Origin of the sequence: Micromonospora sp. RHAY321 (assembly GCF_023896955.1) — a bacterium.
GTDB lineage: Bacteria > Actinomycetota > Actinomycetes > Mycobacteriales > Micromonosporaceae > Micromonospora.
The window spans coordinates 56,249-68,847 of record NZ_JAMHIW010000015.1 but is presented as its reverse complement, the minus strand read 5'-3'; the positions used below and the strand labels follow the sequence as shown (position 1 = coordinate 68,847).

13 protein-coding genes and 1 pseudogene are annotated in these 12,599 nt (G+C 73.5%); 4 read left to right on the top strand and 10 right to left on the bottom strand.

Annotated features, from left to right (window positions below; all coding sequences use genetic code 11):
- Window positions 1–15: 15 nt before the first annotated feature.
- Genes M8C17_RS25105 through fdxA form a run of 5 tightly spaced genes read right to left on the bottom strand, consistent with a single transcriptional unit; the run spans window position 16 to window position 3,793 of the window.
- A complete protein-coding gene (locus M8C17_RS25105) occupies window positions 16–663 on the bottom strand; it encodes a nucleoside/nucleotide kinase family protein (RefSeq protein ID WP_252419017.1) in 648 nt (215 codons plus the stop codon).
- A complete protein-coding gene (locus tag M8C17_RS25100; RefSeq protein WP_252419016.1) occupies window positions 663–1,307 on the bottom strand; it encodes an SIMPL domain-containing protein in 645 nt (214 codons plus the stop codon). The genes M8C17_RS25105 and M8C17_RS25100 overlap by 1 nt, the downstream gene beginning before the upstream one ends.
- A 10-nt stretch (window positions 1,308–1,317) precedes the next feature.
- Entirely contained in the window at window positions 1,318–2,346 is a 1,029-nt protein-coding gene (locus tag M8C17_RS25095) for a prephenate dehydrogenase/arogenate dehydrogenase family protein (protein WP_252419015.1), read from the bottom strand.
- Window positions 2,347–2,363: 17 nt separating this feature from the next.
- The gene (dapC, locus tag M8C17_RS25090; protein WP_305884721.1) at window positions 2,364–3,470 is read right to left on the bottom strand and encodes a succinyldiaminopimelate transaminase; all 1,107 of its coding nucleotides are present in this window, start codon (window positions 3,468–3,470) and stop codon (window positions 2,364–2,366) included.
- Window positions 3,467–3,793, bottom strand: a complete 327-nt coding sequence (gene fdxA, locus M8C17_RS25085; RefSeq protein WP_007464872.1) for a ferredoxin — start codon at window positions 3,791–3,793, stop codon at window positions 3,467–3,469. Before fdxA ends, dapC begins: the two co-directional genes overlap by 4 nt.
- A 79-nt stretch (window positions 3,794–3,872) precedes the next feature.
- Here fdxA and M8C17_RS25080 point away from each other — a divergent pair, with 79 nt between their 5' ends.
- Window positions 3,873–4,859: an N-acetyltransferase gene (locus M8C17_RS25080; RefSeq protein ID WP_252419014.1), complete on the top strand. Its 987-nt coding sequence runs from the start codon at window positions 3,873–3,875 to the stop codon at window positions 4,857–4,859.
- A gap of 32 nt (window positions 4,860–4,891) precedes the next feature.
- Here M8C17_RS25080 and M8C17_RS25075 read toward each other — a convergent pair whose 3' ends face one another.
- The 3 genes from M8C17_RS25075 to mshB all read right to left on the bottom strand — a co-directional run bounded on the left by M8C17_RS25075 (window position 4,892) and on the right by mshB (window position 6,813).
- A complete protein-coding gene (locus M8C17_RS25075; protein WP_252419013.1) occupies window positions 4,892–5,356 on the bottom strand; it encodes a hypothetical protein in 465 nt (154 codons plus the stop codon).
- An 81-nt stretch (window positions 5,357–5,437) separates the two neighbouring features.
- Window positions 5,438–5,890, bottom strand: a complete 453-nt coding sequence (locus M8C17_RS25070; RefSeq protein ID WP_252419012.1) for a hypothetical protein — start codon at window positions 5,888–5,890, stop codon at window positions 5,438–5,440.
- Window positions 5,887–6,813: an N-acetyl-1-D-myo-inositol-2-amino-2-deoxy-alpha-D-glucopyranoside deacetylase gene (gene mshB / locus M8C17_RS25065; RefSeq protein ID WP_252419011.1), complete on the bottom strand. Its 927-nt coding sequence runs from the start codon at window positions 6,811–6,813 to the stop codon at window positions 5,887–5,889. Before mshB ends, M8C17_RS25070 begins: the two co-directional genes overlap by 4 nt.
- A gap of 86 nt (window positions 6,814–6,899) precedes the next feature.
- Here mshB and M8C17_RS25060 point away from each other — a divergent pair, with 86 nt between their 5' ends.
- Window positions 6,900–9,044 (top strand): prolyl oligopeptidase family serine peptidase, encoded by a 2,145-nt coding sequence (locus tag M8C17_RS25060; protein ID WP_252419010.1) that lies wholly within the window; start codon window positions 6,900–6,902, stop codon window positions 9,042–9,044.
- A gap of 136 nt (window positions 9,045–9,180) precedes the next feature.
- Here M8C17_RS25060 and M8C17_RS25055 read toward each other — a convergent pair whose 3' ends face one another.
- Window positions 9,181–9,579 carry a helix-turn-helix domain-containing protein gene (locus M8C17_RS25055; protein WP_252419009.1) on the bottom strand — a complete coding sequence of 133 codons (399 nt, stop codon included), beginning with the start codon at window positions 9,577–9,579 and terminating at the stop codon, window positions 9,181–9,183.
- Window positions 9,580–9,684: 105 nt separating this feature from the next.
- Between M8C17_RS25055 and M8C17_RS25050 the strand changes: the two genes are divergently transcribed.
- Window positions 9,685–10,587 (top strand): NADP-dependent oxidoreductase, encoded by a 903-nt coding sequence (locus tag M8C17_RS25050; protein ID WP_252419008.1) that lies wholly within the window; start codon window positions 9,685–9,687, stop codon window positions 10,585–10,587.
- A 98-nt stretch (window positions 10,588–10,685) separates the two neighbouring features.
- A pseudogene (locus M8C17_RS25045) lies at window positions 10,686–11,433 on the top strand (MerR family transcriptional regulator).
- A gap of 235 nt (window positions 11,434–11,668) precedes the next feature.
- Here M8C17_RS25045 and M8C17_RS25040 read toward each other — a convergent pair.
- On the bottom strand, window positions 11,669–12,592 hold the full coding sequence (locus M8C17_RS25040; RefSeq protein ID WP_252419089.1) for a M20/M25/M40 family metallo-hydrolase: 924 nt from the start codon (window positions 12,590–12,592) through the stop codon (window positions 11,669–11,671).
- Window positions 12,593–12,599 lie beyond the last annotated feature (7 nt).

The window sequence follows — 12,599 nt, the reverse complement described above, 5'->3', positions numbered from 1 at the left end:
CCGCCGCGGCTCCGTTCAGACCGGCGGCGGCTCGGGCAGCCGGACCACCAGGTCGGCCCGGTCGGCGGTGCCGGTGACCAGGGCGGCGTTGGCCTCGTCGGTGCCCAGCGCCCACGCGCGCGCCTCCTCCGGCGACCGCCCGAACGCCTCGTGCCGGGCGGTCAGCCGACGCTGTCGCACCTCGGCGTCCAGGTCGAGGAACCACACCTCGTGCAGCAACTGCCCGACCTCCTGCCACGGGTCGTCCGGCAGCAGCAGGTAGTTGCCCTCCGTCACCACCAGCCGGACCGACGGTGGCACCTCGATCGACCCGGCCACCGGCTCCTCCAGCTCCCGGCGGAACTCCGGCGCGTAGACCGAGGTCGGCTCCAGCCGGTGCAACCGGCGCAGCAGCGAGACGTACCCGTTGGCGTCGAAGGTGTCCGCCGCGCCCTTGCGGTCCGCGCGGCCCAGCCGGAGCAGCTGCGACTGCGACAGGTGGAAGCCGTCCATCGGCACCAGCCGGGCGCTCGGGCCCACCGCCGCCACGATCTGCTCGGCCAGCGTCGACTTCCCGGCGCCCGGTGCCCCGGCGATGCCGAGCAGTTGTCGCGGCCCGCCCTCGGCCAACGACCGCGCGCGGGCCACCAACTCGTCGATCGACAGCACCCGGGCTGGCGGCATCAGCTCAGAACCGGGTCGCTGATGGTGAACCTGGCCCGCACGGCCGCCTGGACGGTCTGCGGCTGCGGATCCAACTCCAGCTCCGGTGGGCCGCCACCCGCATCCCCGGCGTACGCCGCGCGGGCGAACATCGGTCGGTCGCCCGGACCGGCGTCGGCCAGCTCGATCAGCGAGGTGACCCGGGCGCCGAGCGCCTCCGCGTACTCCCGGGCGCGCAGCATCGCGTCGCTGATCGCGGCGTGCCGCGCCTCGCGGTGCGAGGGGCTGTCCGGGCGCAGCTCCCACCAGGGACCGGCCACCTCGACCTGGTCCTGGTCGGCCAGCCGGAGCATCAGCTCGCCGAGGGCGGTGAAGTCGGTGACGGTGACCGTGGTGGTGACGCTGCCGTGCCAGGCCACCACCCGCTCGCCCGAGCGCCGCGTCTCCGGCCGGACCCGCAGGTCACCGGTCTCCCGCCGGGCCACCACCGGCCCGGCGCCCTCCAGCAGCACCCGGATCGCGGCGGCCCGCTCGGCGAGCCGGGTCAGGGTCGCCTCCCGGTCCCGGTCCCGGGCCGTCGCGGTGACCGCGAAACGGGCCAGCTCGGGCGGCACCTCCCGGTACGCCTCGCCGCGCACCTGCACCACCGGACCGTCGACCGCCATGTCCCTCACCCTAGCCAGCCACGGGAAGCCATGCCGTGTAGGCGACGACGTCCGGGCCGACCCGGCACCCGGTCAGGTGCCCGCCGTCGTCGCCCAGCCCGCGTAGCCAGGTCACCTCGGCGGCACGATCGCCGCCGGCGGGGAACTCGCGGCTCTGTGCGGAGAAGCGCCGGTCGAGCAGCGTCGACCGGGCCGCGCGGGCCTCCGCGTACCGGGCGGTGAGCGCGTCGGCGTCTCCGGCGGTCAGTGCGTCGGCCAGCTCATCCAGGAACATCCGGACCTCGGCCAGCTCGTGCAGCACCCGGTCCCGGTTGCCGAGCAGCATGTTCGCGGTCCGCTCCGCCGGTGTGCCCGCGACGCGGGTGCCGTCCCGGAAGCTGCCCGCGGCCAGCGCCAGCACCGCGTCGCGCAGCGGCGCCCGCTGCACCGCCCCGGCGAGCGCACCGGCGAGCAGATGCGGCACGTGTGAGGCGAGCGCCGCCGCCGAGTCGTGGGCCGGTGCGGACATCGGCACCACCCGGGCGGCGAACAGCTCCACCAGCAGCCCGGTCAGCCACCGGAACGCGCCCGTCGCGGCGCCGGGCGCCGGGCACAGCACCCAGGCGGCACCGGCCAGCAGGTCCGCGACGGCGGCGGTCAGGCCGGCGGACTCCGCGCCGGCCATCGGGTGCCCGGGCACGAATCGGTCGGTGAGCCCGAGCCGGGCGGCGGCCTCGGCCACCTCGACCTTGGTGCTGCCGACGTCGGTGAGCACGCAGCCGGGCGCGGTCACGGCGGCCACCCGGGCCAGCGTCCCGGGCAGCGTGGGCAGCGGGCCGCAGAGGAAGACCACGTCCCGGCCGGCCACGGCCTGCTCGATCGTGGCCGGGGCCGTCACGCCGCGGGCAGTGGCCTGCTCGCGGGTCGCCGGGTCCGGATCCCAACCGGCCACGTCCAGGCCGGCGTCGGCCAGCCGCAGCAGCAGCGAACCGCCGATCAGGCCGGTGCCGACCACGGCCGCCCGCACTCCGGCGTACCGCCCGGTCACGCCGTCGGTCATCGCCGGGCCGCCCGGGGTCAGGCCCGCAGCCGGCCGGCGACCGCGGCGACGTGCTCGTCGGACTCGGTCAGCGCCACCCGGACGTGCTGGCGGGCGGTGGGTCCGTAGAAGACGCCCGCGGCGACCAGGATGCCGCGTCGGGCCAGCCAGTCGACCGTCTGCCAGCAGTCCTCACCGCGGGTGAGCCAGAGGTAGAGACCGGCCTCCGAGTGCTCGACCCTGAAGCCGGCACCGGTGAACGCGTCGGTGAGCACCGAACGCCTCGCGCGGTAGCGCTCCCGCTGCTCGTCGGCGTGCCGTTCGTCCTGCAACGCGGCCACCATGGCGGCCTGCACCGGCGCGGGGACGATCATGCCGGCGTGCTTGCGGACCTTCAGCAGCTCGGCGACGAGCGCCGGGTCGCCGGCCACGAAGCCGGCCCGGTAGCCGGCGAGGTTGGACCGCTTGGAGAGCGAGTGCACGGCGAGAACCCCGTCGTAGCTGCCGCCGCAGACCTCCGGGGACAGCACCGAGACCGGTTCGGCCGACCAGCCGAGCGGCAGGTAGCACTCGTCGCTGGCGACCACCGCGCCACGCTCCCGTGCCCAGTCGACCACCTTGCGCAGGTGCGCCGCGGGCAGCACCCGACCGGTCGGGTTGCCGGGCGAGTTGACCCAGACCAGCCGTACGCGGGGGGTCGGCCCGACCGCGGTGAGCGAGTCGGCGCGGACGACGGTGGCGCCGGCCAGCCGGGCGCCGTCCTCGTAGGTGGGGTACGCGACCGACGGCACCACCACCACGTCGTCCGGGCCGATGCCGAGCAGGGTGGGCAGCCAGGCCACCAGCTCCTTGGAGCCGATGGTCGGCAACACGCCGAGGCCATCGACCCCCGCGCCACAGGCCCGGGCGACCCACGCGGCGATCGCGTCCCGCAGTGCGGGCGTGCCGGCGGTCAGCGGGTAGCCGGGGGCGTCGGACGCGTCGGCGAGCGCCTGCCGGATCACCTCGGGAACCGGGTCGACCGGCGTGCCCATGGAGAGGTTGATCAGGCCCTCCGGATGCGCCGCGGCCAGCGTGGCCGCGGCGTCCAGGGTGTCCCAGGTGAACTCGGGCAGCCGCGACGAGACCGGCGCGGGCCGGTTCAGTGGCCCTCGCCGCGCGGCGGCTGCGCGGCGACGAAGGTCGCGTCCTTCTCGACCTTGCCGATCTTCGAGGCGCCCCCGGGCGAGCCCAGGTCCTCGAAGAACTCGTAGTTGGCGCCGGTGTAGTCCTTCCACTGCTCCGGGACGTCGTCCTCGTAGAAGATCGCCTCCACGGGGCAGACGGGCTCACAGGCACCACAGTCGACGCACTCGTCGGGGTGGATGTAGAGCATCCGGTTGCCCTCGTAAATGCAGTCGACCGGGCACTCCTCGATGCATGCCTTGTCGAGCACATCCACGCACGGCTCGGCGATGATGTAGGTCACCGGTCTTCTCCTCCGCAAGACACGCCGCGATCTCCCGCGACGGTAAGAGCCTAGTATCTCGCCGGGGAGGGGGTCGATCGTGCTCCGACAGCAGGATGTGGGACACCGGATCGTGGTCCGCCGGATTGTGGGGATTCGCGAAGGCCGCCCGCTCTTCTCCGACGCCCTGGGCGAGCTGGTGGAGCTGAGCGAGACTCATCTCACGCTGGCCACGGCGCAGGGTCCGCTGCGGGTTCCGGTCACGCAGGTGCACCGGGCCAAGCGCGTGCCGCCGACCCGCCGGCCGACCGCCGCCGCCGTGGTGGCGCTGGAGCGCGCCGCCGACGAGGCCTGGCCGGCACCGACGCGGGACCGGCTCGGCGACTGGCTGCTCCGGACGGCCGACGGCTGGACCGGTCGGGCCAACTCGGCCCTGCCGATCGGCGACCCGGACCGGCCGCTGCCGGCGGCGGTGGACGCGGTCGAGCGCTGGTACGCCGCGCACGGCCAGCCTGCGATGATCAACACACCGCTGCCGCTCGCCGCGCCGGTCGGCGCCGAGCTGGACGACCGGGGCTGGGGCAGCCGCCCGCCCACGCTCGTGCAGACCGCGCCACTCCCCCTGGCCGCCCGCCCCGCTGCGGGGGCGGGGATCGCCGCTACGGGGTCAGCGGCCGCCGGAACCAGCATCGAGCTGGTCGCCGCGCCGTCGGACGCGTGGCTGGCCGTCGCGGCCGGCCGCAAGGGCGGCCTCCCGGACGCCGCCCGGCATGTGCTCACCGCCGTGGACGAGGTCCGCTTCGCCCACGCGTACGCCGCCGACGGCACGCTGGTGGCGATCGGCCGGGGCACGGTGACGGGGCAGGGCCGCTGGCTCGGGCTCAGCCTGATCGAGGTGCTGCCGGCGGCGCGCCGGCAGGGGTTGGCGCAGGCGGTGATCGCCGCGCTGGCCGACTGGGGCGCGGCGCTGGGCGCGACCCACGCGTTCCTCCAGGTCGAGCAGCGCAACACCGCCGCGGTGGCGCTCTACCAGCGGCTCGGCTTCACCACCCACCACACCTACCTGACGCGCGTCGCCCCGCACTGACCCCGCTGGGTGGCCGGCCCGTCGAGGGCCGCTCAGCGGCGGACGACCCGGCGCGGCTTGGCGGCCTTGACCTCGGCGTACCGCTTGAGCTGCTGGGAGCGGTAGTCACGCCCGAGCGCGGTGAGGACCAGGTACCCGGCCAGCACGCCGGCGCCGCTGGCGAGCAGGTAGAGCCAGATCTGGGCGAAGAACGTGCCCGCACCGCCGGCGAACGGGTTGTGGCCGACGAGCAGCGGCCCGACCAGCACGGTCAGCGCCATCGCCACCAGGATCACAACCGCCGTGTCGGCCGCCCAGTCGCCCAGCGGTCGGCGGCGGCCCCAGCGGAAGGCGACCACGGCCAGGATCAGCCCGATCACCGCGAACATCGCCAGCGACACCCGGTCGGCGGCGGTGTCGTCACCGTCGAAGCCGAGCCGGATGACCAGCCGGGCGACCACGTTGACCGCGAACAGCGCCCCCGCGAGCACTCCGACGTCACGCCACCGTCTGTCCATCGCACGACCTCCTGCCGTACGCCCCGTTGCGGGGCCGCATCTCTGGCAGGAATATCTACCACCCGTACCTGGGTGGCGTCATCAGCCTCCGAGTGCGGGCGGCGCGAGGATCTGCCGGAAGCCCATCACCGCGAAGGTCATCGCGCCGGCCACGATCATGGCCAGGCCGACCCAGTTGTCACCGGCCAGCAACAGATCGCCCTCGGTGGTGCGGACGGCGGCCACCGCCATCAGCGCGAACCACGGCACCGCGGGCAGCGCCACCGCCCACCGGCGGCCGACGACCTCGTGCGCGAACCAGCTCAGCGCGATGTTGGCGCCGACGGCGAGCAGCACCGACACGCCGATCAACTGCCCGCCGACGCGGGCCGTGGCGAACAACAGCTCCAGCACCCCGGTCAGCACGCCGGCCACCACCACGACGATCGCGCCGGCAATGCGCAGGCCAAGGTCCAGCAGTCGCGGCGGTGGCCCCGCCGGAGGCGGGGTGTCCTGGTGTTCCACGACCGACACCGGCGCGGCGGGCAGGGTCACCGGGAACCGGCCGCGGCGACCGGGGAGCGGTCGGGGGCGGTGGCCTCGGGCAGCCCGGCGAAGAGGTCGTCCTCCCAGCCGTACGGGCCAGCGCCCGGCCCCTTCTCACCGACTGCGAGCGTGAAGAACTCCACGCCCATGAACTCGCCCCCGAAGTTGCCGGCGATCGAGTAGAGCCACGAGGTCGCCGGGATCTGGGTGGCGTGCGCCCGCATCGCGGCCTCCTTGGCCGTGTGCTGGTCGGTGGCGTCGATCCGGGCGGCGATCTGGTCGTCCGGAGTACCGAAGGGCAGGTCGGCGAGGTCCTCGATGCCGGCGAACGGGTTGTCCGAGGATTCGGCGAAGTGCGTCATGCCGGCTTCCAGCACGCTGAGCGGCAGGGCCGTCCAGTAGACCTTGAGCGGGGCGCAGCCCTCGACGGCGGCAAGCTCGACGGCGCGCATCGCCACCCGGTGCGCCTGGATGTGATCGGGGTGGCCGTAGAAGCCGTTGGGGTCGTACGTGACGAGCACCTGCGGGCGTACCTCCCGCATGATCTCCACCAGGTGCCCGGCGGCCTCGTCGAGGTCGGCCTGCCAGAAGGCGCGGGGGTGCTCGTTGGTGGCGAGCCCCATCATCCCCGAGTCGCGGTAGCGGCCGGCGCCGCCGAGGAAGCGGTGGTCGCTGACGCCGAGCGCGGCACAGGCGGCGGCCAACTCGGTGATCCGGTACCCACCGAGCTGGTCGGCCTCGGCGGCGGCGAGCTGCGCCAGCGCCGGGACGTGGATCTCACCCTCCTCGCCGAGGGTGCAGGTCACCAGCGTGACGTGCGCACCGGCGGCGGCGTAGTGGGCCATCGTCGAGCCGGTGCCGATCGACTCGTCGTCGGGGTGCGCGTGGACCAGCAGCAGGCGGCGGTCGGGCAACGTCGTCACGACGGTCACTCTAACCGGCGGTTCCGCCCGGGAGTCGCTGACGCGTCCGCCCAGGTCGGCCACATCACGCCCGGCACGGCTCTACGATTTGGCCTGTGGACTTTCCGGAGCTGGCCGCCCGCACCCGCCGGTTCAGCCACGGCGCACCGCGTGCTGTCTCCGTGGCCGAGGACGGCTCCCGGGTGATCTTCCTGCGCTCCGCCGGCCCCGAGGACCCGGCGGACGCGCTCTGGCTGCTGGACGTGGCCACCGCCGAGGAGCGGCTGGTCGCCGACCCGGCCACCCTGCTCGGCGACGCCGACAACCCCCGCTCGCTCTCCCCCGGTGAGCGTGCCCTGCGCGAGCGGCTGCGGCTCAGCGCCTCGGGCATCGGCTCGTACGCGCTGGACGCCGCCGGCCGGGTTGCGGTGTTCGCGCTGGCCGGCCGGCTGTTCCGGGCGGACCTGGTCCACGGCGACGTGGTGGAGGTGGCGGCTCTCGGCCCGGTGCTGGACCCACGACCGGACCCGACCGGGCAGCGCCTGGCGTACGTCACCGACGCGGCCGAGGGTGTCCGCCGGGGCGAGCTGCGGGTGATCGAGTCCGACGGCACCGACACCCTGCTGGCCGGCGAGGACGCCGGGGTGAGCTGGGGTCTGGCCGAGCACATCGCGGCCGAGGAGTTCGGCCGGTTCCGGGGCTACTGGTGGGCGCCGGACGGTCGTTCGATCCTCGCCGCCCGGGTCGACGAGTCCCGGCTGGACCGCTGGCACCTGCACGACCCGGCCGAGCCGACCACCCCGCCGACCGCCGTCGCGTACCCCCGGTCGGGTGGGCCGAACGCGGAGGTCAGCCTGCACCTGCTGGACCTGGACGACGGCTGGGTCGACGTGCACTGGGACCGGGAGACCTACCCGTACCTGACGGCGGTCAGCTGGGGCGAGGGCAGCCCGCTGATCACCGTGCTGCGCCGCTCGCAGCAGCACGGGCTGGTGCTGGCGGTGGACCCGCGGACCGGTGAGACGCAGGTGCACGCCGAGCTGGCCGACCCGCGCTGGGTGGAGCCCATCGCCGGCACGCCGGCACACCTGCCGGACGGCCGGGTGCTGGTCGGCGGCGAGCTGGCCCACGACGGGTACGACGCGCGGTGCCTGTTCGCCGACGGCACCCTGCTCACGCCGCCCTCGCTGTACGTGCGACGGGTGGTGGGTCGGCTGCCGAACGGCCCCGGCCCGGCGGATCTGCTGGTCGAGGCGAGCGACGGCGAGCCGAGCGAGCGACACCTGTTCCGGGTCCGGACGACGATCGGCGGCGGGGTGGACGCGCGCCGGCTCACCACCGACTCCGGCTGGTACACCGCAGCGGTGGGCGGCGACGTGCTGGCGGTCGGTGTCGCGTCGCTGGACCATGCCGGGGTGCGCTGGACGGTGCGTCGCGGCGATCAGGAGCTGGCCGAGCTGCGGTCGTTCGCGGCCACCCCTCCGTACTCGCCGTTGCCGCTGCTGGAGCGGGTGACCGACCGGCGGCTGCCGGCGGCGGTGCTCTACCCGGACAACCACGTGACGGGCCGGCGGCTGCCGGTGCTGCTGGACATCTACGGCGGCCCGGGGCACCAGGAGGTGGTGGCCGCCCGGGCTGCCTGGCTGGAGCGGCAGTGGTGGGCCGACGCCGGGTTCGCGGTGGTGACCATCGACAACCGGGGTACGCCGGGGGTGGCGCCGTCGTTCGAGAAGGCGATCCACCGGCGGATGGCCGACGTGATCCTGACCGACCAGATCGACGCGCTGACCGCACTCGCCGGCAAGCACCCCGACCTGGACCTGGGTCGGGTGGGGGTTCGCGGCTGGTCGTTCGGGGGGTGGCTGGCCGGGCTCGCGGTGCTGCGCCACCCGGAGCTGTTCCGGTGCGGGATCGCGGGCGCCCCGGTGACCGACTGGGCGCTGTACGACACCGCGTACACCGAGCGCTATCTCGGTCTGCCGGACGACGGGGTGGAGGTCTACGCGCACCACTCACTGGTCGAGATGGCCGCCGAGCCGGTCACCGCCCCGGACCAGGCCCGGCCGTTGCTGCTGGTGCACGGCCTGGCCGACGACAACGTGGTGGCCGCGCACACCCTGCGGCTCTCCGCGGCTCTGCTGGCCACCAGCCGACCGCACTCCGTGCTGCCGTTGACCGGTGCCACCCACATGGCCGCGAACGGCACCGCCGAGCGCCTGCTCCCCCTGGAACTCGACTTCCTCCGTACCCACCTTCTCTGATCTCCGGCTACGCCGGGCCCGCGAGTGTTCGCCTGGCGGAGCATCGCGTCCTGTTCGGCGTCCGGCATGAGCTCCCGGACCTCTTGCGCACAACGGCGGGCGGCGGCGATATCTGAAGTGATCGGCGCCGTCGGTTTCAGGGGCGTTCGTCGTATCGGGTCCGGGCTTCGAAGACGCGGTCCATGTGCGTCTCGGCCCAGTTCTTGATCGCGATCATGACCGGGAACAGCTCGTGGCCGAGCGGGGTGAGCTCGTAGTCGACGCGGACCGGCACCGAGGCAGTGACCGTGCGGGTGACCAGGCCGTCGCGCTCCAGGGTGCGCAGGGTCTGGGTGAGCATCTTCTGGCTGACACCGGCGATGCGCTGGGCGAGCTCGCCGTGCCGCCGCGGGCCGTCGACGAGCGCTGGGATCACCAGGGCGACCCACTTGTCGGTGAGCCTGCTCAGCAGCTCACGGGTCGGGCACTGTTCCAGGAACGCGTCGTAGTCGCGTTTGGCCTGCTCGCGGCGTTGCGCTGCGGTCGACGTCGCCATTCTTCACTCCTTCGGCGCCCTAGGCACTTTAAGGTACCTACTTTCTCACAGTGCCGACGATTCGTACCGTCGTGGTGATCACGAAATCCCACGAAGGAGACGACGATGCGGGCAGTCAGCTACGACAAGTTCGGAGGGCCGGAGGTCCTGCACGTGGCCGACGTGCCGGTGCCCGAGCCCGGGCCGGGGCAGGTGCGGGTGCGGGTCGCGGCGTCAGTTGTCCATCCGGTCGATCTGATGGTCCGCTCCGGTCGGTTCCCTGCCCCCTTGCCGACCGGTCTGCCGTACACGCCCGGCTGGGACGTCGCCGGCACCGTCGACGCGGTCGGCCCATCGGTTCAGGAGTTCACGATCGGCGACGAGGTCATCGGCTTCTCGCCCTGGCTGCAAACCACTGTCGGCGCCCACGCCGAGTACGTAGTCCTCGACGCCACCTGGCTGACCTCCGCGCCCGCCGGCGTCCCCGCCACCGAAGCGGCGACCCTGCCGACCAATGGCCTCGCCGCCGCCCAGGCACTCGACCTGCTCGCGCTCCCGGCAGGTTCGACAGTGCTCGTCACCGGTGCCGCCGGGCAGGTCGGTGGTTTCGTTCTGGCGCTGGCCCGGGCGGCCGGTCTGCACGCCACCGGACTCGCCGGAGCCGACGACCGCGAGTTCGTCGAGTCGCTGGGCGCGGCGTTCCTGTCGCGCACCGACGATCCGACGGGGACGTTCGACGCGGTCATCGACCTGGCGGTGATCGGCTCCTCGCTGCTGGACCTCATTCGGGACGGCGGCGGCTACGTGGCCGCGTCACCCCCGCTTCGCCCGGAGCCGGTGCGCGGAATCCGGACCTTCGCGCTGGAGGTGCTACCGGACGGAACCCGGCTGGGCGAACTGGTCAAACTCGTCACCAGCGGCTTCATCCCGCTCCGGGTCGCTGACGTGTACCCCTTCGCCGACGCGGCGACCGCCCACGAGCGGTTGGCCCAAGGCGGCGTACGCGGCGGCGTGGTGATCGTCCCCTGATCCGCCGGCGAAAGGCCGGCCGTCGCGCTCCACCGGGACCATGCCGCTCGCGCGACGGGCTTGCATCTCAAGCCGCTTGAGATCGCATAGTGGGCGTCGTGGACAGGAACGAGCTGTACGCCATCGGGGATGTCGCCCGGCGGACCGGCCTGAGCGTCAGCGCCGTCCGGTACTACGCGGACGCCGGTGTCGTCACGCCGGCCGCCAGCACCCCGGCCGGCCACCGTCTGTACGACGTGTCGGCCATCGCCCGGCTGGAACTGGTCCGGACGCTACGGGAACTCGACGCGGGCCTGGACGAGATCCGACGGGTGCTGGCCGGCGAGGCGACGCTGCGCGAACTGGCCACCACCCACCTGGCCCTGCTGGAACGGCAGGAGGCACGGCTGCGCAGCCGGCGCGCGGTGCTGTCGGCCATCCTGCGGCAGGATTCCACGGCCGAGCAGGTCACGCTGATGCACAAACTGGTCGGCATGTCGGACGAGGAACGCGACCGGCTCATCGACGAGTTCTGGACCGAGGTCTCCGCCGGCTGGGAGCCACCGGAGCGGATGGTCGAGTGGTGGCGGGCGGCCCGACCGGAGCTGCCCGACCATCCCACCGCGGCCCAGTTGGAGGCGTGGATCGAGCTGGCCGAACTGGTCCGGGACACCGAGGTCCGGCAGGCCGTACGCCGCCGACCAGATGCTGAAGGGCGCGGAGTGGGACCGCACGCCGCCGGAGCAGGAGGGGCCGTTCGACCGGTACATGGAGCTGGTCACCGTCGTGAACAACCTGCCGCCGGAGCGGTTCCCGTACGAGTGGCTGGCCGCAGCAATGCGCGCTTCCGCCGTGTCGGCTTCCTGATTACCGATTCACGGCGCGGCCGGTTGGCCTAACCATCTGGGGTAGACCATCACGCTCACAGCGCCCGAGGCCGATGGCGAGCTGCGTGATCGTCCGCGGGGCGTCCGGGTCGAGGGTGAACTGGGCAACCAGATTCCGTGCCGCTGACCGGTGGCCGGTGGCGAATCTCAGCGGGTGCGATGCGTTCGGCGCGCAGCAGGACCCGGGCCGCGTTGGCGGGGTCGTCCGTGCGCCGCTAGCGGGTGCGCCGAGCGAGCCAACCCGCCATCGCGCGGACGCCGTGGCCGATGGCCCGCTCGTCCGGGTCGAAGGCGCCGAAATGCGGATAACTCGTTTCGATGGCGGCGCCGGGCGCACGGACGCCGAGAAAGGTGTACGTGCCAGGAAGCCGGTCCAGGAACAGCGCGAAGTCCTCGCCGCTGAACGGGATCGCGGCATGCAACGTCCGCACCCGGTCGCGCCCTGCTGCCTGTCGGAGGTACCGCTTCAGGGCCTGGCCTTCCCGCTCGGGACAGACCATGGCGGGAAACGGGTCGTTCGGAAACGCCACCGATGCCTGGCCGTCGGAGCTTGCGAGTCGACGGATGTCCTCGCGGATGGCGATGTGCCGGTCCTCCGGCCAGCAACGGTACGACAACCGCACCTCGGCCCGGCCTTCGGCTTCGGAGACCTGGGCCTGCATGAAGACGAACTCGGCCAACGGCCCGTCAGGTGCCTGGATGTCGGCCACGAGCCGTTCGAGGTCCTCGGAGGTCGCTGGGCGGGACACGGTGCTGAGCCCGCCGATCTCGGCGGCGAGCCGTCGCGCCCGCGCCGTCGCATCACGCCCCACGAGCGTGATGACGCCGCGGTCCTGGCCAGGAAGTCCGAACCCGGGCGTGACAACGAACTGGCCGACCGGGAAAGGACCGCAGTGCATGGCATGGATCTCCGATGGACGGACTCGGGCGAACACGCCATCGTCGAGCATCGCGGCGGCACCGGTGAGCGTCTCCTCGGCAGGTTGGAAAACGAACACCACCGTGCCCGCGAGCCGGTTGCGCAGACGCGCCAGGACCTCCGCGACACCCACGCCCACAGCCGTGTGCATATCGTGCCCACACAGGTGAGCCGCTTGCGTGCCACCTCCCACCTGATCGCTCGGCGGTACCGCGTCCATGTCCGAC